23 protein-coding genes are annotated in these 25636 nt (G+C 67.0%); 12 read left to right on the top strand and 11 right to left on the bottom strand.

Going from position 1 to position 25636, the window contains the following annotated elements; genetic code table 11:
- Positions 1–100 precede the first annotated feature (100 nt).
- A complete protein-coding gene (locus ABD357_RS39825; RefSeq protein ID WP_344396299.1) occupies positions 101–658 on the top strand; it encodes a Rid family hydrolase in 558 nt (185 codons plus the stop codon).
- On the top strand, positions 553–1188 hold the full coding sequence (locus ABD357_RS39830) for a translation initiation factor IF-2 (protein ID WP_344396301.1): 636 nt from the start codon (positions 553–555) through the stop codon (positions 1186–1188). The genes ABD357_RS39825 and ABD357_RS39830 overlap by 106 nt, the downstream gene beginning before the upstream one ends.
- 161 nt (positions 1189–1349) lie before the next feature.
- On the opposite strand, the gene ABD357_RS39835 is transcribed toward ABD357_RS39830, so the two are convergent.
- The 4 genes from ABD357_RS39835 to ABD357_RS39850 form a co-directional block, all read right to left on the bottom strand.
- The gene (locus ABD357_RS39835; RefSeq protein ID WP_344396302.1) at positions 1350–1877 is read right to left on the bottom strand and encodes an ATP-binding protein; all 528 of its coding nucleotides are present in this window, start codon (positions 1875–1877) and stop codon (positions 1350–1352) included.
- An 83-nt stretch (positions 1878–1960) separates the two neighbouring features.
- Positions 1961–2119 (bottom strand): hypothetical protein, encoded by a 159-nt coding sequence (locus ABD357_RS39840; protein ID WP_344396303.1) that lies wholly within the window; start codon positions 2117–2119, stop codon positions 1961–1963.
- 237 nt (positions 2120–2356) lie between these two features.
- Positions 2357–3298 (bottom strand): ATP-binding protein, encoded by a 942-nt coding sequence (locus tag ABD357_RS39845; protein ID WP_344396304.1) that lies wholly within the window; start codon positions 3296–3298, stop codon positions 2357–2359.
- Between the two features lie 7 nt (positions 3299–3305).
- Positions 3306–3578, bottom strand: coding sequence for a hypothetical protein (locus ABD357_RS39850; RefSeq protein WP_344396305.1), 273 nt, complete (start codon positions 3576–3578; stop codon positions 3306–3308).
- A 63-nt stretch (positions 3579–3641) separates the two neighbouring features.
- Between ABD357_RS39850 and ABD357_RS39855 the strand changes: the two genes are divergently transcribed.
- The 7 genes from ABD357_RS39855 (at position 3642) to ABD357_RS39885 (ending at position 12863) form a co-directional block, all read left to right on the top strand.
- Positions 3642–4100: a hypothetical protein gene (locus tag ABD357_RS39855; RefSeq protein ID WP_344396306.1), complete on the top strand. Its 459-nt coding sequence runs from the start codon at positions 3642–3644 to the stop codon at positions 4098–4100.
- A 25-nt stretch (positions 4101–4125) separates the two neighbouring features.
- Complete coding sequence (locus tag ABD357_RS39860; protein WP_344396307.1) at positions 4126–5469, top strand: NsdA family TPR-like regulatory protein; 1344 nt, start codon at positions 4126–4128, stop codon at positions 5467–5469.
- Positions 5470–5639: 170 nt separating this feature from the next.
- A complete protein-coding gene (locus tag ABD357_RS39865; protein ID WP_344396309.1) occupies positions 5640–7244 on the top strand; it encodes a carbamoyltransferase C-terminal domain-containing protein in 1605 nt (534 codons plus the stop codon).
- Positions 7241–8041 carry a 2OG-Fe(II) oxygenase family protein gene (locus tag ABD357_RS39870; protein ID WP_344396310.1) on the top strand — a complete coding sequence of 267 codons (801 nt, stop codon included), beginning with the start codon at positions 7241–7243 and terminating at the stop codon, positions 8039–8041. Before ABD357_RS39865 ends, ABD357_RS39870 begins: the two co-directional genes overlap by 4 nt.
- Before the next feature lie 47 nt (positions 8042–8088).
- A complete protein-coding gene (locus ABD357_RS39875) occupies positions 8089–11733 on the top strand; it encodes an nSTAND1 domain-containing NTPase (protein ID WP_344396312.1) in 3645 nt (1214 codons plus the stop codon).
- A complete protein-coding gene (locus ABD357_RS39880) occupies positions 11733–12497 on the top strand; it encodes a pentapeptide repeat-containing protein (RefSeq protein ID WP_344396314.1) in 765 nt (254 codons plus the stop codon). Before ABD357_RS39875 ends, ABD357_RS39880 begins: the two co-directional genes overlap by 1 nt.
- A gap of 57 nt (positions 12498–12554) precedes the next feature.
- Positions 12555–12863 carry a YciI family protein gene (locus ABD357_RS39885; RefSeq protein WP_344396315.1) on the top strand — a complete coding sequence of 103 codons (309 nt, stop codon included), beginning with the start codon at positions 12555–12557 and terminating at the stop codon, positions 12861–12863.
- A 34-nt stretch (positions 12864–12897) separates the two neighbouring features.
- Here ABD357_RS39885 and ABD357_RS39890 read toward each other — a convergent pair whose 3' ends face one another.
- The 6 genes from ABD357_RS39890 to ABD357_RS39915 all read right to left on the bottom strand — a co-directional run bounded on the left by ABD357_RS39890 (position 12898) and on the right by ABD357_RS39915 (position 22551).
- Positions 12898–13740, bottom strand: a complete 843-nt coding sequence (locus ABD357_RS39890; protein ID WP_344396316.1) for an SAM-dependent methyltransferase — start codon at positions 13738–13740, stop codon at positions 12898–12900.
- Between the two features lie 206 nt (positions 13741–13946).
- Entirely contained in the window at positions 13947–14693 is a 747-nt protein-coding gene (locus tag ABD357_RS39895; RefSeq protein ID WP_344396317.1) for a M48 family metallopeptidase, read from the bottom strand.
- Positions 14686–18030, bottom strand: coding sequence for a type I restriction endonuclease subunit R (locus tag ABD357_RS39900; RefSeq protein ID WP_344396318.1), 3345 nt, complete (start codon positions 18028–18030; stop codon positions 14686–14688). Before ABD357_RS39900 ends, ABD357_RS39895 begins: the two co-directional genes overlap by 8 nt.
- Positions 18031–18081: 51 nt before the next feature.
- A complete protein-coding gene (locus tag ABD357_RS39905; protein ID WP_344396319.1) occupies positions 18082–19329 on the bottom strand; it encodes a restriction endonuclease subunit S in 1248 nt (415 codons plus the stop codon).
- Entirely contained in the window at positions 19322–21778 is a 2457-nt protein-coding gene (locus ABD357_RS39910) for a type I restriction-modification system subunit M (protein WP_344396320.1), read from the bottom strand. The genes ABD357_RS39905 and ABD357_RS39910 overlap by 8 nt, the downstream gene beginning before the upstream one ends.
- 98 nt (positions 21779–21876) lie before the next feature.
- Entirely contained in the window at positions 21877–22551 is a 675-nt protein-coding gene (locus ABD357_RS39915; protein WP_344396321.1) for a restriction endonuclease subunit S, read from the bottom strand.
- Between the two features lie 252 nt (positions 22552–22803).
- Here ABD357_RS39915 and ABD357_RS39920 point away from each other — a divergent pair, with 252 nt between their 5' ends.
- Complete coding sequence (locus tag ABD357_RS39920) at positions 22804–22962, top strand: hypothetical protein (RefSeq protein WP_344396323.1); 159 nt, start codon at positions 22804–22806, stop codon at positions 22960–22962.
- Between the two features lie 488 nt (positions 22963–23450).
- On the opposite strand, the gene ABD357_RS39925 is transcribed toward ABD357_RS39920, so the two are convergent.
- Positions 23451–24416, bottom strand: a complete 966-nt coding sequence (locus ABD357_RS39925; RefSeq protein WP_344396324.1) for an LptM family lipoprotein — start codon at positions 24414–24416, stop codon at positions 23451–23453.
- A gap of 472 nt (positions 24417–24888) precedes the next feature.
- Between ABD357_RS39925 and ABD357_RS39930 the strand changes: the two genes are divergently transcribed.
- Positions 24889–25221, top strand: coding sequence for a hypothetical protein (locus ABD357_RS39930; protein WP_344396325.1), 333 nt, complete (start codon positions 24889–24891; stop codon positions 25219–25221).
- Between the two features lie 42 nt (positions 25222–25263).
- Positions 25264–25575, top strand: coding sequence for a pore-forming ESAT-6 family protein (locus tag ABD357_RS39935; RefSeq protein WP_033326969.1), 312 nt, complete (start codon positions 25264–25266; stop codon positions 25573–25575).
- The last annotated feature ends 61 nt before the right edge of the window (positions 25576–25636 follow it).

Raw genomic sequence — 25636 nt, forward strand, 5'->3', positions numbered from 1 at the left:
TGCGGCTGAAATTACCCCGCGACGCGCGCTTCAACCGAAAGGGGAGGAGTGAATTCCGCTCCTGCTTACTTGACGCTGCGGCCGACTTGTCCTGCCGATCATGTTCGGAGCGAGATGGCTACTGCTGCGGCGCATCGAATACACGCTGAAAGAAGCGGACTGCACCTTCGCGGACGTCGTCCGGGTGCGTCATCTCCTCCCCAGCCTCGACGACTTCGAGCCGTGCTGGCCCCTGCTCCGCGGCCGCTTCGGCGGCGTTCGGCCCGCCGCCAAGATGATGGTCTGCGGCCTCGCCGACCCCCGGATGAGGATCGAGATTGAGATGTACTCCCGCAGCAGGAACCTCACGGGGTACGCCCGCGGCTGGTCGCCGCACCGGCTGAGTACGAACACCTACGCCGGTCTGAGTACGCAAGCGGTTGCCCGCCGCACGCGGCACCGGAGGGTGGACGCATGCGCCGACTGCCGCTGCTCGCCCCGCTGTTGCTGTTCACCGCCGGCTGCGGGCTGGTACAACCCGCCGAGGGCGAGGCGACGGACGCCGCACGGGAGGTGGCCAGGAAAGCGGGCGAGCGGCTCAACAGCCAACGTCCGCGCACGGCAGCGGAGGTCGGGCGCTCCGCTTCCGGCATCGACGGGGTGGAGATACTGCGGGTGACGGGCACCTCGACACACGACGGCGACAGCGTCGACGTGATCGTCCGCACGTCCGGCTCGGCATATACCGGAAGGCTCGACCCTGAGGAGGTCACCGTGCGGCGCTGCTTCGCGGTGCGGGTGTCACCCAAGTCGGAGTGGGGTGAGGACCCCCGTAACGTGGACTGCCCCGATGGCCCTCCGCTGACCTTCGCCCCGCCACCCGAACCGCCCCGACTGCCGTACGAGGATCTCCGCGCGAAACTTCCCCGAGTGCCGGAGGGCGGCCTGGTGGACGAGGCCGAGGTGCGCCGTACGCTCGCCGCCCTGGACCTGCATCCGGCGATCCGTACCGAGGTGAAGGCGGACGGCGGCCGGGTCGGCGTTCTCCTGTCGGTAAAGGGCAACGGCTTCGACCCGCAGGACTGCCTTCTGGCCCGCGTCGGCCCCGGCGCCACCGAGGTGTGGGTGCCGCCCCGGATCCAGCGGATGCCCGGAGAGGGCGGCTGCACCGTCGGCAACGCCCTGGACCCGCAACCGGCACCGCACTGAACGGGGTGCCCGGCTCCGGCGAAAAGCCGACAACCGGCTTGTTGACGACATGAAGGTGTCGATCAGATGGTCGTCCAGGTCGGTTCAGGAAGCCGACAGTCCGCGTGCGCACGCACCGCGTACGGACCATCCTCCGCGGCTCCCCGTCGACCGCCCGGGCGTCAACGCCCCACGTCGTAGGAACGGTCACACTGTTTCCGCACCTCGACATCACCACGGCCATCCCGCTGCTCGACGGCCGTCACCTGGGCGCCTACGCCCTGCTCGTCGCCGAGAGCAGAATCCGCGCCGTGTCGCTTCGGAGGCAATTCCGCCGGGAGCGCCAGCCAGGCCGTCTTCGTTCTCTTCTGGCTGCGGAACCCCCATGCGCCCTTGGTCAGTTCATGAACGATGTGCAGACCGCGCCCACGCTCGGTCAACAAAGCACACAGTGCCTCCAGCCCACCCCCGCGGTCCTCCTCGGCCGGAGCGTACGGCGCCGTGGCCGGGGGAGCGGGAACCTCCGGGATCCGCGGGTCGTGGTCCTCTACCTCGCAAATGACCTCCGTGGCAGTGCGGCGCAGCCGCAGCTCGTACGGTCCGACCGCGTGCTCGGTGGCGTTGGCGACGAACTCGGAGACCGCCAGCACCGCATCACTGATCACATCGCCGTCGTAGCCAAGCTGATCGAGGGCGCAGTACAGGGCCACACGGGCCCGGTAAGGGGCGTTGGGGGTACAGCTTGTCCAACACCACACGACACTTGGGGTGGCGCTCAGGGCGCGGCGCGCGGTCATCGTCGCCCTCCCCGGGCCGCGTGGCGGCCCCGTACGACGCGGCGGTGTCGGCCGCGTCCGGGACGTACGTAATCGCGCGCTTCGCACAGCGCGAACGGGCCGACCGCCGTCGCGAACGGCAGCAACAGCACAGCGGTGAACAGAATCGGCACCATGGCAGGGGCCTCCCCTGGTGATCGCGTTTGGGACGCGACCACGACACCGTCGGTCCGGTGAAGAGCGGAACCCCTCTCTGACCAGCACTCTCGAGGACTTTCGCCGTACCGTGCGGCTCCATGGGCCGCCGGTTGATCACTACCTGAGCCAAGATCTGGGGCAGGCGGAGAGCACATGGAACAGGAGCTCACGCACCGCGATCGGAACAACAGAAAGCCACGATGCAGGCCCGTTCTTCAGCGCACGTCGGGTGCGTGCGGGGGTTCAACCGTTCGGATGGCGTGCAGTGATGCCGCAGCCTGGGCACGGCCGAATAGGAGGCGGTTCGCGGGCAGCCCGCGGTCCACATACAGGTCGACCTCGGCCGGCGGCGCGCCGATGGCGAGCGGGTCGAGTCCGACGGCGACCGCGAGCTCACCTCGCTCGGTCAGCAACCGGACGAGCCGGGGATGCGCCGGCACTTGTACGCCGAAGTGGGATCCCTCTGGGCGCAGCAGGATGCGGGCGCCGCGATGAATCGTGACCCGCGGCCCGATGTCCGTGAGCGGCTTTCCGGCTTCGACGAGGCCGAAGGCATCGGCGAGGGCGCGCATCTGCTGCTCGATCCGCTCGTCAGTTTCGCCGTGGCGCCGCGCAGGCGGGTGCACGAGCAGGACGATCCCCAGCGGGTCGCCGTGGGCGTCGGCGCCGATCCACGTCCACACACCGAGGGAGGCGAACAGCCCGGCCGATACGGGCACGGTCGCTGCACGGGCCGCCACCCGCGTGTGATCAACGAGCGGTGCGGTGGAGGCTCCGAGCTTGAACTCGGCCCAGACGGTTGTGCCTGCCCCTTCACGGGAGGCGCCCCAGTCGTCGGCGAGAGCGGCGACGAGGAGGAGGCCGCGCCCGTGGCAGTCGTCGGCTGTGGCGTGCCGCACGGTGGGAGTCCCACCACCCTGGTCATGCACTTCGACGCGCAGCCGCTCCTCGCCGTGTGCGACCCGAACCCGGAAGTCCTGTTCGGCGGAAGAAGTGGCGTGCTCGATGGCATTGGTGGCGAGTTCGGAGACGCAGAGGCGGACGTCATCGAGTCGGTCGCCGAGCTCCCACGCGCTGAGGGTGTCGGCAACGAAGGACCGTGCGTGCGCAACTGAGGCCGGATGGGGAGTGAAGTGTTTCTCTCGTGTCTGCTGCACCGGCCGCCTACCTTCGACTTGCGGTATCACGCGATGGGCTGTCGCTCGGGAGGGCGAGCAGGAAGGCGAGCCGCTGCGCGGTGCCGGTCTCGTCGCCGGTCTGGCCGAGCTCGTACCCCCAGCAGGTGACGTAGTGTCCGTCGCACACGCCAACGGCTTCGGTAAGACTCGGATTGAGCGGGTTCATCACGCTTACCGTCTGGTCGTCCGCGTTTATGACGGTCAATCCGCGTGACCTGAACTGCTCCGCGAGAATGGCTGGTGCGGTGGTCGTGTCCATGCGCCGATCTCACCGCAGTCTTGTGCGGCCCGGCGCCTGACAACCTATGACACGGAGTTGATCATGCCACTGACTGTGACGATTACCGGCACTCGGTCAACGGGACACCATGAACTCACCTGGTACGCGGAGCTGTTCGCACAGTTCCTGGGCCCCTTCGCTGTTGATCAGGCCCACTTCCACATCGGGGGCGCAAAGGGCATCGACAGCCTGTCCCTGCTGTGGCTTGCGGGGAACTCGAAGGCAAAGATCACGATTGTCACCCCAGGCACGGTCGCACAGCAGCCGGCCGAAGCACGGCAGGCGATCCAGCAGTGCCGGGACCGGATCACCGAGATCGTCGAGTTGGGTGCCGAAGCGCTCGGGACCCCGGCGTATCACGCGCGCAACCGCTGGATGGTCGACCGCTCCGACATGGTGATCGGCTTCCCGCTCGCAGACCCCGAAGGCACATCCGGCACCTGGCAGACCCTCAACTACGGTGCCCAGCAGGGGAAACCTCGCCTGATCGTGCCCGTGTAACCCGTACAGCGGGCATCATGACGGCATGACCGCGCACGATCGGCGCGTCGGCGCCGCCACCCTCAAGCGGCTCAGACTGTCCCGCGGCTGGTCACTCGCGGACACCGCACGCGCAATCATCGACGCGGCGGCCCGGCTGGGGCAGCCCTTCGGCTCCAGCATCGCCAGTGTGCAGCGGGCGGTGGCCCGCTGGGAGAGCACGACCGCGCCGATCCTGCCGGGCGAGCGATACCAGCTCCTGCTCGCCCACCTCTATGCACGCGACCTGGACGGTCAGCACAGCCTCGGCCACGGCTCGGACTTCGCCGAACTGCTCGACGCCCTTGCCCACCTGGGAGAAAGCGAACACCGGCTCCACGAGCTGCGCACCCTGCTCGTACGCACCGCCACGGATGCGGGCGGCAGCCTGCTCGCGCTGCTCGGCCCGACGACGCAGCACGCCCTCACCGCAGCGCTCGCCGATCCCTCCCGCCTCGACGAAGAGCTGCTCGCCGGGATGCGCGCCACCATCGGCGACGTGAACAGGCAAGTCGGCAGCATCCCGTTCGTGCGCCTGCAACTGCTGCTCGCCCCCATCGTCGAATCCTGCCGCCGCCTGCTGGCGGACGCCGTACCCGAACCCCAGCTTCCCGAGCTGCGCTCGATCGCCTCACAGGCGTACACCCTCGCCGGCCGCCTCGCCTTCGAAACCCGCGACGACGAGGCCTCCCGCGCCCTGTACTCCGCAGCCACCAATACGGCGGGCCGCACCGGCAGTCCGTGGCAACGCGCCATCGTCCACATGAGCCACGCCCTGGTCACCCTGTACTCGACGCAAGGCATCGACGCCGCACGGCACCTCGTCGACGCCGCGGTACGCGACGCACGAGCCGGTACCAGCATCACCGTCCGGGCCCGCGCGCACGCACTGCAGGCAGAGATCGCCGCACGCGCCGGAGCCGGACGACACGCCCAGGCCGCACTGTCACTGGCCTGGTACGACCTGGACGGCGACCGGAACGGCGATCCGTCATCGAGCAGTTTCTCGCCCGCCCACCTGCGCGGCTTCGACGGGCTGTGCGAGCTGTACGTCGGCGACCCGGCAGCCGCCCACGACGCGTTCGCCCGGTCCGCCCACGCACTCACCACACCACGCGAACGCGTCCAGCGCACCATCGTCACCACCGATCAAGCCCTCGCCCGCATCCGGCTCGGCGACCCGCACGCCGCCACCGAACTGCTGCACGAATGCATCGACGGCGCATCGAGCACGGGCGGCCGAGTCGCCACCATCCGGCTGCGCCGGGCACGGCATGAGCTGCGCCCGTGGCGCACCGAGGGCTTCGTCGCCGACCTCGACGACCACCTGATCGATGCGCTCGGCGCGTAGAGAGACGAGCCTGGGCCAGTGGCAAACGCAGGAATGGCCACCGCAACACACGAGGGTCGGGCGCTCGGTCGTCGTCATGCTCAACTGGCCCTGCTCATAGGCACATTGACCTGCAAGACTGCCCATCGTTAGTCTTTGCCGTTGGACGAGACAGCTGCTCGGGGGGTCTGGTGCGCATCCTGTCGTTCAAGCCTGGGCATGACGGGACAGTTGCCCTCGTCGAGGACGGGCGCCTCGTCTTCTCACACGAGAGCGAGAAGGATTCCTTCCCCCGATATACCGACCTGACCCCATCCGCCTTGCTGGACGCGGCCGAGCGGTTGGACGGACCTCCGGACGTGGTGTGTCTCAGTGGGTGGGTCAAGGGGTTCCACTCTGTCGATCCTCCGCTGGGTGCGGGGTACTTCGGATACGACGAGGGCGGCATTCTCACGGGTGAGAGCCGCTTCTTCGGTAGCCCCGTCCGCACTTTCAGCTCCACTCACGAGCGGTCCCATCTGCTGAGCGCGTACGGGATGTCGGAGTTGGAGCCGGGGCAGCCCTGCTACGCGCTGGTCTGGGAAGGCAACATCGGGTCGTTCTACGCCTTCACACCGGACGTCCAGGTCAGGCGCCTGTCCACCGTGCTGGAGGACCCGGGCAACAAGTACCAGCACATTTTCGCCCTTGCGGATCCTTCCACCTCACGGGAGCACGGAGGATTCCGCTTCTCCAATGCCGGGAAACTCATGGCGCTGACCGGCTTCGCCCGCAGCTCCACCGTGTCGCAGGCCGAGCGAGATCTGATCGAATACATCCTTGACCAGCCCTCGATCCTGCTCACTGCCCCGAAGGAGAAACTGGTCTGGTCGCCCTTCTATGACATAGGCGTGGAGAGCCAAGAGTTCAAGGATCTCGCCGCGAAGCACTCCCAGGCCATTTTCGACCGCTTCCTCGCTGTAGCCGAGCGGGAGCTCACAGAGGGCTTACCGCTCCTCATCGCCGGTGGTTGCGGCCTGAACTGCGACTGGAACCAGCAGTGGCGCGACTGCGGCCTCTTCCCCGAGGTCTTCGTGCCGCCGTGCCCGAACGACGCCGGCTCCGCCATCGGCACAGCGGTCGATGCACAGCGTCACTTCACTGGCCAGGCGAAGATCACTTGGGATGTCTACAGCGGGCCAGACTTCGTCCACGACCGGAGCCCGGAGCAGATCGCCGAGCACTTCACGGACGAGCCCCTGGACCTGTCCCGGGTTGCCGGGCTGCTGGCCCGAGGTCAGGTCCTCGCCTGGGTCCAGGGGCGGTGCGAAATCGGGCCGCGCGCGCTCGGGAATCGGTCGCTCCTGGCCGCCCCGTTCGAGGACCAGATGCGTGACCAGCTCAACCAGATCAAGCACCGAGAGTCCTATCGGCCCATCGCCCCGGTGTGCTTGGAAGAGGATGTGAGCGATCACTTCGACTGGAATGGGCCCAGCCCTCACATGCTCTACTTCCAGAAGGTCCGTAACCCGTCCCTGCGCGCGGTCACCCATGTTGACGGCACTGCGCGGGCCCAGACGGTCAGCTCGGTACAGAATCCCCAACTGCACAGTCTGCTACGAGCCTTCAAGCAGGTGACCGGAGCGGGCGTGCTCTGCAACACGTCGCTCAACCTCCCGGGCCGGGGCTTCATCAATAGGACCACTGACCTGATCAAGCATGTCCTCGACCGTGGCATCGACGGCTTTGTCCTGGACGATCGGCTTCACCTGGTCCGCACGCCGACCGCCGACGCAACGCAGGAGGCGCGGTCATGACAGGTGACCACCGGATGCTGACGCTCGCCGGGTTAGCCAAGGGCTGCCTGGAACCCTTGGTGGCTGGAGACGTCCTGGCCATCCGCGTCTCCGGCTTCACGGACCCGGCGGAGGCACACGGCATGGCCCACCGCCTCGCGGCCCACCCCAGCTTGTCTGCCTACCGCAACACTCCCGAACTGGTCCGCGTCGGTGAAAGCCATTACGAAACGCATGACGTGGACGGCAGCACCAACGGCCGTGCGCTTGCGGAGTACTTGCGGAACGCGGACCCGCTCATGGAAGAGATCCGAGCCTGCTGCGCGCCGTCCCCCTCTCCGCTGGACGTGCTGTGGCGGGACCTCGACGCTTTCTACGGCCTGGAGCGCGCCCGCATCGACGACCGGCCGATGTTTGCCGGGGTGTGCCGCGTCTTCCCCGAGGGCAGTGAGCTGCTCCCGCATAATGACCGGCTCAGCCGTGACGCTCCCGGGCTGCCCCTCGGTCGTGAACTGGATGCACAGCTCGCGGCCAACATCTATCTGCAGGTGCCCGAGAGGGGTGGCGAACTGCAGCTATGGGACCTCCGGCCCGACGAGGCGCAGCTGGCCGCGTGGAGCGCGTCCGACAGCGAGTACGGGACAGACCGGGCTCTCGTGCCGCCGCCTTCGTGTGTCCTGCCTGTCACCGCTGGTGACCTGGTGCTGATCGACGCCACGAAGCTGCACGCCGTGTCCCGGCAGGAGCAAGGTGCCCGCATCGGCCTGTCCTGCTTCCTCGGCGTTCGTCACGGCCGCCCCCTCGTCTGCTGGAGTTGATCCCCCTGACCCCCCGTTCCACCCCCCGCTCCCGGGCTTCGGCCCCCGTGCCCGGGCACATCGGCGTCCGCCTGCGGAGATTGCGTCTGGCCAGTGACCTCTCCCAGTTGGAGCTCGCCAGCCGGATGGGGTTTCCCGGACAGATCGTCACCGAGGTCGAACGCGGGGAACAGGCGCCCACGGAGCGCTACTTGGAGAAGTTCGTGGCGGCTGTCGGCCTGCCGCCGCAGCAGATCGTCGTTCTGTGGGAGGAGTTCCGGCGCACCCCGTCCACTGCCGCAGGTGCCACAGTGCCGGGCACGGTTCGGGACCGTGGCGACTGCCCCTATCGCGGTCTGTACGCCTTCCGGGAGCAGGACGCCCCTCTTTATCATGGCCGCTCCAGCGTGGTCCGGCGCCTGGTTCGCACGATCGGGCACGCCTCGCTGGCCGGTGTGGTGGGCGCCTCGGGCAGCGGCAAGTCGTCCCTCGTCCATGCCGGCTTGATCCCCGCGCTGCGACGTCAGGAGCACTGGGCGGTCGCCGTATTCCGGCCCGGCTCCCACCCCTACGCGGCACTGGCCGGCGCGTTGGTCGAACTGGCGCACCCCGAGGCCACCGTGGAGCAGAACGCCGCAGCCGCCGCCAGCATGGCCGAGCGCATGCGAACCAGTGGCATCTCTTCGTCCATCGAGCAGATCGTGCGCCGTCTCGACCGGCCACTGCTTGTCTTCGCTGACCAGTTCGAGGAGTTGTTCACGCACTGCCGCGACAGACAGGACATCGAGCAGTTCCTTGACCACCTCGCCGACTTCGCTCAGGAACATCCCGGTGGTACGTCCCGGGCGAAGGCCGTTCTCACCCTCCGAGGGGATTTCTACGGCCGGGCCATCGCGCACCGCCGGTTCTCCGACGTGCTTCAGGATCACGTCATCAATCTGCCTCCGATGAACCGGGCCGAGCTGCGCAGCGCCATCGTGGAGCCCGCACGGGCGCGACAGCTGGACCTGGAGGACGGCTTGGTCGACCGCATCCTCGACGATGTGGGCAGCGAACCCGGCAACCTTCCGCTCCTCGAGTTCGCCCTCACGCTGCTGTGGGACCGGCAGTCCTCGGGCAAGCTCACGCACACCGCGTATGAGGCGGTTGGCGAGGTCGTCGGGGCGATAGCCACCCGGGCCGAGGAGATGTACTCGACTCTCTCGCCGCAACAGCAGGACACCGCGCGGCAGTTGCTGACCCGGCTCGTACGGGTCGCCCCCATCGGCGAGGAGGGCGAGGACGCGCGGCGTCGCACTCCGGTCGCCGAACTCGCGGGCCTCGCCCGGGTCGACGAAGTCATCGCCGCGCTCACGGACGCCCGCCTCCTGGTGACTGACTCCGACGAGCGGGGCCGACCGACCGTCGAGGTCTCCCACGAGGCGGTGATCCGCAGCTGGGGCAGGCTACGGACCTGGCTCGACGGAGACCGGCAGTTCCTGCTGTGGCAGCAGCGCACCCGTCGCCGTTACGAGGACTGGCGTGCCGGCCCCGACGACGCCTCGACCGCCCTGCACGGCCGGCTGCTCGCCGAGGCCGAAGGGTGGCTCCAGTCACAGGGCAGCGATGCCGTGGCCGACGACCTTCAGGAGTTCATCCGGCACAGTGCCGATATCCACCGGACCGAGCAACACGAGCAGGCCCTTGCGCAGGTCGAGAGGCTGCTGACGGTGAAGACCGACGAACTCATGGCCGTCGTGACCCAACTGGCCCGTCACCGTTCGGTTGTTGACGAGCGGGTCCGACAGATCCTGCGCGGTGAGGTGGCGGTTCGAACGGGCGCGGCCGACGGCCTGGCGCAGGAGGACATTTGGCGGTTGCGGCTCTTCCTCGCCGGGGCGGACCCGGTCGAGGCAGCGTGGATCGGCCGCCACCTGCGTGGCATCGCGCCTGGGGAGCTTGCGGTAGCCCGGCAGGTCCTGTCGCCGATCGGCGCGGAACTACAGGGGCAGCTGTGGGGAACACTTCTCGATACCGAAGCCGTCGGGACCGCCGCGCGCCTGCACGCTGCGGTACTCCTCGCGGACACGGCGACCGCTCCCGATGACGATCGCTGGAGTGGCGTCGCACAGCGGCTCGCCGCCGAACTCCTCGAACAGGACCAGCTCCACCTGCCCGCATGGCTAGCAGCGCTGGGCCCGGTCGTCGAGTATCTGCTGGAGCCACTGACAGCGACTGCGGTGGACACATCCGTACGGGAGACGGTGCGTGAGACCGCCGTGTCGGTCCTCCAGGAGGTTGCGGCTGACCGCGGCGACCTGTTGGCGCGGCTGGCGAGCGGCGGCCCCGACCACGCGTACGCGGAGGTCGTCAGACGCCTGGCGCAGAGCCCGATCCCAGCGGTCCACGAGGCGGCGCAGACCGAACTCCGATCTACCCTGCAGCTCCCTTCGCCACCAGCTGTCACTGAAACAGAGCGAGTTGAACTCGGTCGGCGTCGCGTCGCCGCCGCTTGCACATTGCTTCGGTTCTCCCGCACGGACGGCATCCTGGAGCGGATGGTGACGGCTCCGGATCCCGAGTTCGCCACCCAGTTCGCTCATCAGGCGGCACAGCGTGAGGTACCGGCCGACACGCTCGCGGGACTGCTCGCCGAGGCCCCGGACGCCCAGGCCCGCTACTACCTGATGATGGCGCTCGGCCAGTACAGGCCCGAGGCATTCTCCACCACAGCGCAGTTCGACAGGACCGAACGCCTCATACTCGACCTCCACCGCGGCGACCCTTCCGCCAGCGTGCACAGCGCCGCCCGCTGGCTTGACCGCCGCTGGAACCACCGCATCGACAGCACGGAGCACACTGCGCCGTACGACCCCACCGGCCTCCGCACCTGGTTCACCTGTGCTACGCCGCTCGGCTCCCGGCTCACCTTCAGCGTGTTCCGCCCGGGAACCCTGCTCATCGGCTCCCCGGAGGACGAGCGGGAACGCAGCAGCTATGAGGGCCCAAGGCGTCGCACCACTCTCACCCGGTCGTTCGCCGTGTGCAACGCGCAGGTCACCCGCGGCGAGTTCGAGGGGTTCATGGATCAGACTGGGCGGCAGGGCCTGCCGGACATCAGCGAGTGGAGCGACAAGCCGTCCGAGCCGGTAGTCGCACCCACCTGGTACGAAGCGGCGGACTTCGGTGCCTGGCTCACGACTCAGGTGATCCCCGGCTCCGCCCCGGTCGAGTTCGGTGCCGACATCGACGACCACCCGGTGGCCCAGCCCGAGTGGGCCGGCTTTCGGCTGCCCACGGAAGCCGAGTGGGAGTACGCCTGCCGCGCAGGTACCACCACCGCTTACAGCTTCGGCTCCGACCGTCAACTGATCGACGCATACGCGTGGACCGCCGCGAACTCCGGCCTGAAGACCCACGAGGCGGGCATCCTCCGGCCCAACCCCGCCGGGCTCTTCGACATCCACGGCCAGTGCTGGGAGTGGTGCTCCGACTGGTACGCCCTCTACGGCTCCGAGGCGGAGTGGGACCCCCGCGGCCCGGAAGTCGGCGACAGACGAGTCCTGCGCGGAGGCTGCTGGAACCTCGGCGCGCGTTACGCCCGATCCGCGTGCCGCAACGCTCACATTCCCTCGAATCGCAACTACTACATCACCTTCCGACTGGCCCTGACCGTTCCTGAGCCCGACCCTGCATGGGCGGGCGGCCTCAACCCCCTTCCCTGGAGCGGCTGATGTCCAGTCATCGCGGTCCTCTTTCCCCGATCGCCATCGGGGCTCTGATCATGAGTGCGGGGCTGGTCGGCATCGTCGTCGGCCACGTCTCCGCCAAGGGCTGGACCTGGTCGGGCCTGGTCAGCGATGTCGGCACCTCGGTGGGCGCAGAGCTCGTCGCCGTTGCGGTCACCGTGCTGATGATCGACCAACTGGCCGAACGGCGTGAATCCGTCAGGCTGCGCCAACAGCTCGTACGCGAAGCAAGCAGCACGGACCACGGACTCGCCCTCCGCGCCATCCTCGAACTGGACGTCCGTGGCTGGCTCGCCGAAGGCGCACTTGTCGAAGCCCGTCTGCGGGACGCGAACCTCCACGACATCGTGCTTGAGGGCCAGGACCTCCACGGAGCCGACCTGGTCGGCGCAAATCTCCGCAAGGCCAACCTCTCGCGCGCCAACGTGACGGACTGCGACTTCAACAATGCCGACCTGTCCGAGGCTGTGATCGAGATGACCGACTTCACCGGAGCACGGCTTCAGGACGCCCAGCTGAATCACGCAGACATGGCCCAGGCGATACTCCGGTCCGCTGACCTGGCCGGGGCCAATCTGGCCCACTCCGACCTCACCGAGGCGGACCTGCGAGGAGCGGTGCTACGCGGCGCCGATCTGACCGGCTGTCTGCTGGACAACGTCCGCATGGACTCATCCACCACCTGGGACGAGACGACGCGCTGGCCCGCCGGTTTCTCACCAGAGGCAGTCATCGGCGCGGCGACCTGAGCGTGCCCCGGCTTCGGCCATCACCATATGTCCGACCAACAACACAAGGAGAACCCGATGCAGTTCATGCTCCTCGCCTACGATCACGGCACCGACGAAGGCGGCCTGGACCGCCGCTTGGCCGCACGTGAAGCGCACATCGCACTGGGCGACAAGCTGGTCGCCGAAGGCCACATGCTCTTCGGCACCGCCATCCTCGACGAAAACGACCGAATGATCGGGTCCATGCTGATCCTGGAATACCCGTCGAGGGCCGAGCTGGACGACTGGCTCAAGATCGAGCCGTACGTCGTTCAGGACGTGTGGAAGACCATCGAGGTGAAGCCGGTGCGCGTCGGCCCGTCCTTCGTCGGGCTACACAAGTAGCATTGCCCGTTGGCGAGTAGCGTGTGCTGGGTCGTCACTGCTTGTCGGCGATCAGGAGATACCGGCCGCGCGTCCCGAGCATCCCGGGCGCGACGGCCGTGTCCGACCAGCGGCCGTAGTCTGCGTCCGGATCGCCGTATGCGGAAACCTGGATCTCCCAGCCGAGCGGTACGAAGAGCTCTTCGGGCCGGTCACTTCCCGACTTCCACGGGTGCCCCTGCTCAACCATGCGTGCGCGCCAGGCCGCCATCCCTGGACTGTTCAGGATGGTCTGGCCGACGTAGTCCGCAAGGAGTCGGCTCCCAGCGGCCGACAAGTCTGTGAGTCGGTGCAACAGCACGTCGCGCTCGTGCGGTTCGAGGAAGTACAGCAGTCCCTCCACCAGCCAGCACGTGGGCTGCCGAGAATCGAAGCCGGACTCAAGAAGAGGGCCCGTCCAGTCGGCCAGCAGGTCTACTCCGAGCGGGACGCGGGCGGCCGTGGCCTGTGCGTGGAGACCGCGTACGAGGTCTTCCTTGAAGGTGAGCAGAGCGGGACGGTCGAGTTCGTAGATCAGCACGTCGGGGGACCACTCAAGGCGGAAGGCACGCGAGTCCATACCGACGGCGACGAAGACGAACTGCCGTACCCCGTCGGCATCGAGCTTCAGTAACTGATCGTCCAGAAAACGGGTCCGCACCGCGAGCGCCGGATCCTCCACCCCGGACTGCACATGCCCCTCAAACTGCGACATGATCTTCGGCCCCTCGTCTCCGGCGAACGTCTCCGCCAGCGGGTCCGAGAACAACCGGTCCGCACGCCGGTGCTCACGTGCCCTCATCGACGCCGTCCACAAGGCGGTCTTGGCGAGCGGGTCCAGTGGTTGGGACACATCCATGACTGCGCGCCCTTCTCCTGAGCACTCCCGGTCAGTCGTTAATCGATTCATGTCGAACAATCCATACTCTTCCCCATGGTTCCAGGCGAGACGCATCATTATGTGGCCATACTCCATAACCGGGCACACGTCGGCATGCGTAGCACGAACACGATGCCGGGTACAGCCGGTCACGGGACGGAGTCGAATTCGTGATAGCCGCCCGCTCACTGCCCCTCTTCCTCCGGCAGCCAGATGCCAGCACCCCACTCGTCGAGTTCGACGCGGAGACCTTCGTAGTCGGTCATGGCCCGGCCGACAGTGCGCCAGAACTCGGGAGTGTGGTGGGGATGGTAGAGGTGGGCGAGTTCGTGGACGAGGACGTAGTCGATCAGCCGAGCGGGCAGCTGCATGGTGGCCCAGTGGATATTGACCGTGCCGTGGTGGGAGCAGGAACCCCAGCGGTAGCCGAGGGGACGGACGTTCAGTTCGGCGCCCGGAACGTCCATGCGCCGAGCCCAGGGATGGACGCGGTTGGGTAGCCAGGTGCGTCCTCGGGCGACGTACCAGGAGACGAGGGCTCGGGCGGCGGTGTCGCGGTGGTCGCGGCGCAAGTGGAGGCGGCCGTTCTTCAGTGCGACGGGGGAGGCTGCGAGGTCGTCGGTGAGTTTGAGGCGGTGGCTGCGGCCGAGGTACCAGAAGCCTTCGCCATCGATGAAACGTCGTCGGGGACGTTCGGCTGCTTCGGCGCGGCGGGCGTTGACCTTGGCATAGAGCCAGGCCAGTCGCGTGCGGATGAGGGCGGCAAGCGCGTCGCGGTCGGCGTCTGCGGGCACCTTGGCGACGATGCGGGCGTCGCGTTCGACAGTGACTCGGACGCCGGTTCGTCCCGAGGCGGGGACCAGGTAGATAGTCAGCCCGCCGACGTGCAGCGGGCCGTCGTTCTCGGCCACCCGTTCGGTCAGGTCAGGCACGGTGGCGGCCGACGTCCTTGCGGTTGTGCTGGACGATGTCGCGGAGTGCATCGGCAAGGGGGTCGGCTTTCTCGCGGGTGTGCGGGCAGGCAACGGCCTCCATCCAGATGTCGGTACGGAAGTCGTGCTGAGCGGCGGGGTTGGTCCAGAAATCGGGCTTGGCGCTGTAGTGCACCGCGAAGTCGTGAACCTTGTGAGCGAGGTCGACGAAGTCCCCGCGTATCTCGTCCCCGATCACTCCGTCGGTCAGCACACTGGTGAGCTGCTGGTACAGGGCCTGCTCCAGCGGGGTGAGGTTGCGCACATCCTCGGGCAGATCCGAGCTGGCGCCGCCTTCCATGTCCTTGACTTCCTGGGCGAGGCGTTGGAATGCCGCCAGTTGAGCGTCCCAGTCATCGGCGTGCTTCTTGAGGATCTCTTCCACTCGCTTACGCAGCGCGGCATACGCAGCAGGGTTCTTGCCGAAGTTCAGGTCGATGTGATTACGGAGAGCGTGCCGCATCATGGACGCCTTCGAGCGGCTGCCGGGAAGCTGCTGGACCTTGGTCTTGAAGTCCTCGGAGGTGAGCCGGGTGGGCTCGATCATCTTGTCCACCCCGAGGGAACGGACGTGCTGGTTGATGAGCTGCTGAACCTTCTTGCCGTAGGCCGCCGGATCGAAGGCGTCTTCCTCGCTGAAGCGCTGCCGGGCCAGCTGGGCGATGAAGGTGAACAGCCGTACGGCCTCAGCATAGGGGCGGGCCGATTCTCGGGGGGTGACGACGGTGTAGGTCTCGAGGAAGTCGCGCAACAGGGCACGGAAGGCGATCCGCCGCTGGTCGTCCTCCAGCGAGTCCACCAGGCGGTTGACAGCCTTGATGTCGTCGGCGTTGGTGAGGTCGCGGGGGAGGTCGAAGTGCTGGCGTAGTGCCGTGCACTGGGCCGCCAGCTTGTGCTCCTCGACCTCGAAGTCGATGGGCTTGCCCTCGCGCTCGTCGGCGGCGTACTGGTCCATCGCTTCTTTCAGTGCGGTGGCGACTCCGGCGTAGTCCACAACGAGCCCGGCGCTCTTCCCGTCGGCGGTGCGGTTGACGCGGGCGACCGCTTGGAGAAGTTCGGCCTCCTTCATCCGCCGGTCCAGGTACATGACCTGCTCGATCGGGGCGTCGAAGCCGGTCAGAAGCATGGTCCGCACGATGAGGAACGCGACTGGGCGGCGCGTGCCATCCAGCTGATCGGGGTCCGGGAAGGGGCTGAGGAAAGACTTTTCCGCCTTCTTGTGTGTCGACTCCTTCGTCCACTCCTTCCAGCTGTCCGGGTCGTTCTGTCCCTCGGAGATGACGGGCACGAAGTCGATCGCCTTCAGCAGGCGCAGGTTCTCGTGCGCGGCCACCAATGTCTTCTGCTTCGGCTTGAGTTCCTCGGGCCTCTTCTCCAGCAGCCGCTGAACTCGCTCTTCAGACAAAGCCTCCACCTCGGCCACGAGCTCATCCCGCGCATCCTGGAGCTCTTTGCGGTAGCCCACAGCGATGCCCCGGGAGTGAGCGACTGCCTGCGCCTTAAACCCTTCGGGCAGCACGCTCTGCACGTAGTGGCGCAGCATGTGGCGGGCCTTACGCCGAATCATGTCGTCCGCGTTGAGAACGGCAGTGGAGGTCGCATAGCGCTTCTGGAGCCGCTCGTACTCCTCGTCGGTGAGTTCCTCGAACTCTTCCTCCATGGCCTCATCCAGCGCGGCACCGTCCTCGACCGCACCCCTGGCGATGTGCCCCTCGTAGTAGATCGGGACGATCGCGCCGTCCTCCTCGGCGTCCGCGATCCGGTATTTGTCGATGAACTCCCCGAAGGTGGTCTCGGTCAGCTTCCGCCGGTTCATCAGGATCGGTGTGCCGGTGAAACCGATCCGCGCGGCGTTCGGCAACGACTCCATCAGGTTCTCGTGCAGGCCGGAGCTGTGCGAGCGGTGCGCCTCGTCGACGAGGACCACAATGCCCTCGTCGTCGTTGACGAGCCCCCAGCCCGCGACCTTCTTCTTCGCCGCCGACTTGGCGCGCTCTACGCGGGTCTTCTCCGCGTCCTGCTGTTTCTGAATCATCACGAAGACCAGACCGGCACCGTGTCGGGCGAGCACCACCGGCACCTGGTCGGCCCGGGTGATCGTGTCCGGCTTCTCCCCGGTCAGGGTGGCCGTCTCCGACAGCTGCTGCTGGAGCTGCTTGCGGTCGGTGACCACGATCACCTTCAGGTGCTCCAGTCCCGGCGTGGAACGCAGCTTGCGCACCAGGAACACCATCGTCAGTGACTTGCCCGAGCCTTGGGTATGCCAGACGATCCCGCCCCGCTTGTCCTCCTTGCCGTGGACGGCCTTCGTCTCACCGCGCTGCAACCGCTCAACGGCCTTGGCGACCGCCCGGTACTGCTGATAACGCGGCCCGATCTTCACCCGGGCCGTGCGCCCCTCGGCGACCTCCACATCCCGGAACAGCACGAAGTTCCGCACGATGTCCAACAGCCGGTGCGGGTGCAGCACCCCGGCCGCCAGCACCTTCTGTGACGTAGCATCCCGATCCTCGGGAACATAGCTGCGCTCGGCGACGTCCTTGGCCTTGAGCGGGTACGGGTCCCGCCACACCACATAGTCCTGCCGCCGCGCGGTGAACGTGCCCAGCCGCGCCCGGTCCCCGGTGGTGGCCACGGTCAATTGCACCGTGCGAAAGAGCCGTTCACTGCCCTCCGGAACAGCGGAGTCCCGCCGATTCGCGTAGCGCCGGAGCTGTTCCACCGCGTCAAAGACGTTGCCACCCAGCGCGGTGGGTTTCTTGCACTCGATGACGACCAGCGGGATGCCGTTCACGAACAGCACAAGATCCGGCGCGATCGTCTCCCCACCGCTGCCCGGGATCGTCGTACGGAACTGAGAGACGGCCAGGAAGTCGTTCCGCTCCGGACTCTGCCAGTCAATGAATCGCACCGTCTGGTTCCGGCCCCCGCCCCAGTCCTCGAACCCCGGAACGTCCACGCCATCGAGCAGGTACTGGGTGGCGGCCTCGTTCGCCGCCACCAGCCCCCCACCGGCCGCCACCGCCCCCCGCGTCAACGCGGACACGGCTTGATCTGCACGCGCCTCATCCACCCACGAGCTGCCGTCCGGCCGCCGGTTCAACTCCGCGAGCTTCGCCCGCAAGATCCCTTCGAGGACGGAGTCGTCGTAGCCACGGCGGACGTACGAGGGCATCCCCGGCGGCTGCAACTCCACCCCGGTTGTCCCGCGCACATGCCGCCACCCCATGTCACCGCTGGTCAGCTGCGCGAGCAGCGGCTTCTCGACGAACGTGTACTCAGGACCGGATTCTGCCATGCAACGCCCTCCCTACTGGGTTTGAGCTGCCTACCCTGAACGTGCCGCAATTCATGCAACACACTCGCGGTTCATCATGAGTGTTTCCGCCAGTGCCCGTTTGATTGAGTGCAACTTGTCCATTTCAGCCCGAGCACGGCGCCGCGTCTCCCGCCTCTCAGTCAATGGTTGGACAATTCGACGCTGCTCCGTTACGTCGTACCAGGGGACCACAAGGTTGCGGATCGATTTCTGGCTGATGTTCTTCATGCTGCCGCTCGTACCGGTCGCTGCAACCTCAATCTGCACGCGCAACTCGGGCAGTCGCAGCACTTCGCAGAGGTATTCCGGGAGGGCTTGGTCGCCCACTAGGTTGAGACGCAGAGTCTTGTCGCTCAGCATTAGTCTCGGTCGGTTGACATCCACAACGCACGTTGCACCCACAAGATCTGGGGTGTTAGCACGCGTGATCAGTAGGTCACCTTCGTGTACCTCGATTGACGGATCGAAGAGATCGGGATCGTCAGCCCGTTTGTTCTCCTCAGCCCGAAAATTAGCTCTCCCTACCGCGCTGACCTTCAGGAAAGCCCATTCGCCGAGCCCGGCGGGACTACCTTCCAGATCGGGACTCATACCCGCATCAATGGAGTCCAGGAAGTCGCCAAGGCGCGCGAAACGAAAATCACCCACCATCGAGCCAGCAAGGTCCCCGATGCGGGACACCTCGTGTCGGCGAAGCACACCTCGTGACTGGCTGAGGGAATTCACGAACGTGGACGAATAGACCGAGTCCATCTTCGTGAACTCCCGACTGACCCGATCAATATCACGTTCGACTGAGTCAAGAATCTCGGCGATACGCCGCTGCTCCTCCAGAGGGGGCAAGGTCAGTTTGAGGGAGAAGAAATCGGCAACTCTCACATTGAGTAGCCCATGGTTCCTCACACCCTCCTTTGCGATCGCCTGGATAGCATCGTCCAAGACGCCCGAGTCGAAGTAGTGCTGTAGAAATTCTGGGCAGACTGCATCGCGGTTGGGTCGAAAGCAGATGTACAGGGGAGACACCACACCTGAGTCGTAGCGTTCAAGTTGGCGCACCACACCTACAGGCCACCCATCCGAGTAGCTCTTGTTGTAGGCAAAGTCCCCCCTCTCTAGGAGGTAGTACTGGGAGAGGTCCGTACTCGCAACGCGACGATTGAAGAACTCGCGCTGATTTACCAAACCGTGCGCAGCGGAGATGGTCAGCACGTTTTCATTGCCGACGCTGTTGCGGGTAGCTACGCGGGACACAACATCCCCCAGCCGAATCTCACGCATAGCCCAACTCCTCCAGGTATCCCCGCAGCCGCTTCGCGGACGCCTCTCGTTCGCGTTCCAGGTCCTGCAACGTGACGGCGTACTTGTTACCCCAGTTGCGGTAGGCGTCGATCATGGCGCGGCGGTCGGTGGCGACGAAGCGGTCCATGCGGGCGCGGAGGTCGGCCTTCAGGAAGCCGAGGACAACGTGCTGGGCCTGTTCGGCGGTGAGCTTGTCGGCGGCCTCGCGTAGCTCGGTCAGGAAGCGGGCCTTGACCACCGCGAGGTCCTTTTTGGCGGCGGTGAGCTGCCTCTTCAGCTTGGCGAGTTCCTTGGGTGCCAGCACGCCGGTCAGGTCGGGCTCTTCTTCGTCGTCCCCGTCGGTACCCTCGGTCTTCTTGGGCGGGGAGCCCGCCTTCACCTTGGCGTCGAGTTCTGCGACGAGCCTCTCGGCGGCCTCCAAGCGTTCCACGTAGGCGGGGATCAGCTCCGGTACGAGGCGGTGTTCGCGGGCCTTTCGCTGGGCGGCGCGGATGCGGGCTCTGGTCTTGGCGTCGGCGCCCTCCGGCGGTTCGGCGAAGGCGGATTCGATGCTGGTGACCCAGCGATCGATGACTCCCGGAAAGCCGGTGAGGGCGAGGCTGCGCAGGTCGTTACGGGAGTCGAACCACCAGGCGGCCACGGTGCCGGCGAGCTGGTACTTATCCAAGACCTTCAGCGGCTCTAGGGCCTCGGTGAAGGTGTCGAGGAGTTCGGCGCGGGTGTCGGCGAGCTGTTGGTGCTTGGGGAGTTCGTCGAGTCGACCGCGGTGCTCCTTCCACCAGGTGTCGAAGGCAGCGCCGAGTTCGGCCTCCCGCACGGCGGCGAGCTCGGGGATGCGGTCGGCGACGGCCTCGTAGCCTTCCTCGGGGAAGTCGTAGTAGTCGTCATCCCGTTCGCGAAAGAGTTGGCGGCCGGGGTCGATTCCGAAGGCGCGGAACTGGCGGGCGCGGTCGCGGACTTCCCTCTTGGGGACGCCGCCGTACAGGTGCGCGCGGACGTCCTGCGGCTCGGGGGGCGGGGTGTTGTCGACGTAGCGGCGGATGTTGAGGTTGTAGTCGTTCTTCTCCAGTTCCTCGAGGGGCACGACGCGCGCGAAGTTCTCGATGTTCTGCCAGCCACGGTGCGCAGAGACGATCTTTTCGGCATGCTGGGCTTCGAGGAGGTTCTGGGCGCGGCCGGCAGTGACCTCGCGGTCCGCGTTGATGAACAGGACACCGTCCCGGCGGCCTTCGGGGGCGCCGTCGCGTCCGCGCAGGATGAGGATACAGGCGGGGATGCCGGTGCCGTAGAAGACGTTGGGCCCGACCCCGATGACGGCCTCCAGTCGCCGGTCCTCGATGATCTGGCGGCGGATGTCCTGTTCGGCGCCGCCGCGGAAGAGGACTCCATGCGGCATGACGCAGGCGGCGATGCCGTCGGCCTTGAGGACGGCCAACACGTGCTGGACGAACATCAGGTCGGCCTTCTTGCCCGACTCGGGGCACCAGCCGTAGCCCATCCGCTCTTGGTGCTGCATGTCGTTGCGGCGGTAGTTCTGCGCAAAGGGCGGGTTGGTGAGGACACGGTCGAAGCGCAACAACTCGCCGCTGGAGGTGGTGTGCTTGGGGTCGGCGAGGGTGTCGCCGTGCCGGATGTCTCCATCGGCGACCTCGTGCAAGAGCAGGTTCATGCGGGCCATGGCCCAGGCACTGCCGTTGTCCTCCTGCCCGAAGACTGAGACGTGGGCGGCGTCCCCGCCGTGCTCTTGCACGTACTCCTTGGCCAGGATGAGCATGCCGCCCGAGCCGCAGCACGGGTCGTACACAGACATGCCCTCTTCGGGCTGGACGAGCTGGTTCATCATGCGGATCACGGAGCGGGGGGTGTAGAACTGCCCGCCCTTCTTGCCGCCCTCGTCGGCGAACTCGCCGATCAGGTACTCGTATGCGTAGCCGAGCAGGTCGGGGAACTCGAAATCGTCATTGCTCAGCTGGTACTGGTCGAAGTGGTCGATCAGCGCCTGAAGGACGGGCTTGCTCAGCTTGGTGTTGCCCGATCCGCGCTTGAAGTCAATGTAGCCGAGCACGCCGTCCAGCGATCGGTTCTCGCTTTCCAGGCCGGCCAGTGCCACGTTCAGCGCCTCGGCCGGATCGGAGCGCGACGCTTCCTTGATCGTCTTCCAACGCGAGACTTCGGGGACGAAGAACTGGTGCGAGCGGTACGCCGAGGGGGATTCGGCCCGCCGTTCCGCCTCGGCCCGCTCCAGCCCCAGATCCATGAACCGCTCGACGGCGGCGTCCCGCGCAACACCGAACTGGTCCGAGGCTCGCTTCAGGAACAGCATCCCGAAGATGTAGTCCTGATACTGCGCGGCGTCCATCTTGCCGCGCAGGATGTCCGCAGCGGCGTACAGGTGCCTCTCCAGCTGCGGCAACGTGAGCTGAGCCACGAGCGTTACTCCTTGTTCCTCAAGCCACCTCGCGCTCTGCACGGCGGGCGCCGTGCGCGACGGGTGTCCGGCCTGACCGCCCCAAGAATAGGAGCGGCCTACGACAATCTCCTCGGGCGCGGTCCCCGCGCCGCACGCCTCACTGGCTCCGGCGCCGCAGCGGGTACCGGCAGACGTTCGCCGGGGACCTCACCACCGAGCACGTGTGTGATCAGCGCCGGGCGCAGGGCCTCCAGCCTGGCCAACGACCGGCGATGGTTTTCTATCTGGGCGTTCACCTCGGCCAGTGCGCCGGTGAGCAGCCGTTGCTCGGCTATCGGCGGCACGGCCACCGGTAGCTCCTCGACCATGCGGGTCGTTACCGTGGTGACGGTACCCACGTTGGCGCGCGTGAGGAGCTGATCCAGCACTTTCGGGTGCGACAGGTACGCGATCAGGTAGCCGGGATCGACCAGGGCCCGGTGCGGCCGGACGCGCATGCATGCGAAGTGGTAGAGCCAACCGCGCGAGCGCTCCTCCACCAGTGCGATGCGCCCCACCGCGCCCTGACGGACCATGACCAGGTCTCCCGGCGCGACCTGGAACCGCTCCAGGCTGTCCGGAACTTTTTCTAGGCTCCGCAGGAGGGGCTGCTCAGCGATCTTCCCGTCGGCGATGTCCCCAGGAGCGATGACCGGAGTGCCACCCAGCCCCTCGCCGAGCCCTTCGAACTGGTCACTGGAAGGGCTCGGCGTGACCTCACTCAGCTCACCGAGTCGCTGTATGCGGGCCACTGTGCGTCCCGTCCTCTCTCCATCGTCGACCACCGCCGCGAATTTCGCGTGTATCCCGCTACCCGTGAGGGGTGGGTAGGTTGAAATCTGATCTAGAACATGCGTACAGTCCGTTGCGCCTTGGGGTGAGCCTAGCACCTGGAGTGCTCGCCGCAGGTGTCCCGTCATGTACCGGAAGCGCCACGAGCGGCCCTCCGGCCTGGGGGCCAAACAGCAGCAATCGAGGCACAGAAACGGAAGGAGGTGATAACCGTGCCCGGAACAAGCAAGAGTGACCCAGCGAAGCCGGAAGAGAAGCCGGAGGAAGCGGGCTGGCGCAAGATCCGCCTGATCGCTTCCGCGTTTGCGGCCCTCAGCGCCGCAGCGTACCACTGCGGCCGCTTGTTGATCTGGCTCCGCAACTTGCTGTGACCGCCAGCCCCCAGAAACGGTTTGCCGGCCGAGGGGGCCGACAGTCACAGCCACTCCACGGGTCCCGCCGCAACCGGCGGCGGGACCCGTGCCAGCATGCCAGCTTACGAAACGACACCGGTGCTGACCAGTCCCCCTTCCGTGGCCGACACGCCCCGCTGGGGGGTGCGCCAGTCTCTTCGTCAAGGCGCGAGGCGCTTGTTCTGTCGTGGTTCAGATGGACGCTACGGCCGTCGTTCATGTCGGCATGCAAACGGGCCGCCTCTGCGCGGAGAAGCTCGGTGAGCGCCAGCCGGTCTGCGCCGTACGTCTTGTTGGCGTGGCAGTTGGGGCAGCGCGCCATCACCGAGCTGGGGTCGTCACCCCACTCGCGGCGTGGTCGTCGATGTGGTCGGCTCCTTCACCTGCACCTGCTGAACGACACAGCCCGGCTCAGCGGGCGGTCGGGACCGGGACGCCGGCGAGTGCAGTGGCAGCCGGGGTGGTCTTTACGACCGGTCCTCAAGGATGTCGTGGGCTTTGCGGGCCGCGTCGTGGTTCCAGCGGCGCTGTTCCTCGAGCTTCTTCCGGTTCTTGGCGAGGAGCTGGTTCTGGATGCGTACGTCGATGGCGTGCACGGTGCGGACATAGCCGGTCTGCTGCTTGCAGCGGGCGTCGGCGGTCGCGGTCTTCTTCTCCAGGGCGGACGGCTCGTTCGGGTCGTAATGCGGGTCGGCCCGTCGTTCCTTCCGCTCCTGGCGATCGCGGTCGGGGTCGGTCGCGGCGTCCTCGGGGGTGGCGTAGCGGTAGCCCGCCTTCCGCATGCAGGCCGACCACGCCTGGTCCGCCTTCTTCCAGGCGGGGTCTCGCATGCCCTGCTCGAGGCTCTTGGTCTCCAGGTCCAAGACCGGGTCCTTGCGGTCCAGAGGGCTCGTCCCGTAGATCGTACGGTCCGCCTCGCCGAGACAGCCGCGTTTGGGGATCCGGTGGCCGTGGACGGTCTTCGAATCGTCCACGGCGAACTCACCGGTGAGCGCCAGGTATTCGGACAGGGTCCACTTCCTCTTCTCCGGGTAGCGGCGCTTGCACTCGGCCTCCACCGCCCGATAGCCGTACCGCGCGGCCTGCCCGGGGTCCTGGATGCCGTAGCGGAAGTCGTCCAAGGAGTACGAGATGAGCGCCAACACGCCCGTGTTGGCAGGGCGTTGGGGCCAGGCGGGAACGGGGTCGGTGTCGAGGTTCTTCAGGCTGTCGAACCCGAGACGGGCCATGCACTCCTTGGCGAGCGTCCACCGGGCTTCGCCGACCGTACGGCTCTCGTCGTCGGACATGTCGTACGCGGCCAGCGGACTGAACCTCGGATCGTCCGACGAGGTGGGCCGCGCGTCGGAGGCGGGCGGGTCGGCCTGCTGCCCGCACGCCGCGATGGCGAGACCTGAGGCGAGGACCAGTAAGAGGGAGGCGGCTCTGCGCATCGGGCCAGCTCATCAGGACCCGATGCATCCGACCGCGCTGGAGGCCACAGTTCCGGGTCACAGCCACATCACAGGTCCAGCACCGGTCACGGAGATATCGGGGATCTCGAAAGCTCCTTCTCGGCAGAGCCAACCATCAAACTCATGGGGCTCCTTCCCTCCACTCGGGCCTGCCGCCGTGACCTGTCCCCGACGACGTGATCGCTATCCGTTGCACCGACCCGGCGTCACTCCGCCCCAGAACAGCGGGCGTAGCACCGCCTGGGCCGCAGGCAGGCGTCCGGCACTCGGCTCAGTACCAGCCAGCAGGACAGCACATGGGATAGATCACGCCAACTTCTCCCCAACTGCGTTGCATCCGCAACGAGTTATGGGAGAGGGTGTTCGATGTACGGTGATACGTGCGTGACACGCGAGGCCGCTGTGGCGATCCGAGGGCCGCGGCGCACACGAGACTTACGGGGGTGGGTGCATGAAGTTCGACATGGGGTCTACGACCCTGTCCGACCTCGGCAAGAGCACGGTCGGCTCCAGCGACGACCTGGGCACGCTGATCACCTGGCTGATCCAGGCGGCGGAGCCGCTGGAGGGCAAGTTCAACGGCTCCGGCAAGGTCGCCTTCGACTCGTTCAAGATGCGCGCGGATGAGATCACCGCGGCGCTGAACGGTTCGCTCGGCGCGATCCTGGGCGGCCAGGCGGGTATGGACGAGGCGTTCGGCACCGGTGACCTGGAGCAGGGCGACAACGCCAACCAGAACATGGGCCTGGCCAACTTCGACGCCGCCCGCTTCGGCGGACGCTGACACCCGACCAGAACGAGCGAGAACGAGGGGAAACGTTTCGCGATGGGCCAGAACCAGGACCGCCGCTCGTACGACACCGGCGCCTCCAGCGACGTACAGGGCAGCCTGCAGACCGTGATCGGGAACCTGGAGCGTGTGCTCGGCGACCGGGACCGGGCGGTGAAGGCCGCGATGGCCGACTACCAGGCCGACGGCGTCTCCGACGAGTACCACGGCAAGGAAACCCGCTGGAACACCGCCGCCAACGAGGTCCGCGAGATCATCCGGCTGGTGCGCACCACGCTGGAGCAGAACGACGGCACCGCACAGTCCACGCTCGCCAAGGCACGGGCCGCGGTGGACAACATCGGCTGACCGGCCGAACAGCAGGGATATGAAGTGCCGGGCCGCGGGTGGGCGGTCCGGCGTACGGGTA

The sequence above is a fragment of the Streptomyces vastus genome (genome assembly GCF_039532825.1).
In the GTDB taxonomy this organism is placed as follows: Bacteria; Actinomycetota; Actinomycetes; order Streptomycetales; family Streptomycetaceae; genus Streptomyces; species Streptomyces vastus.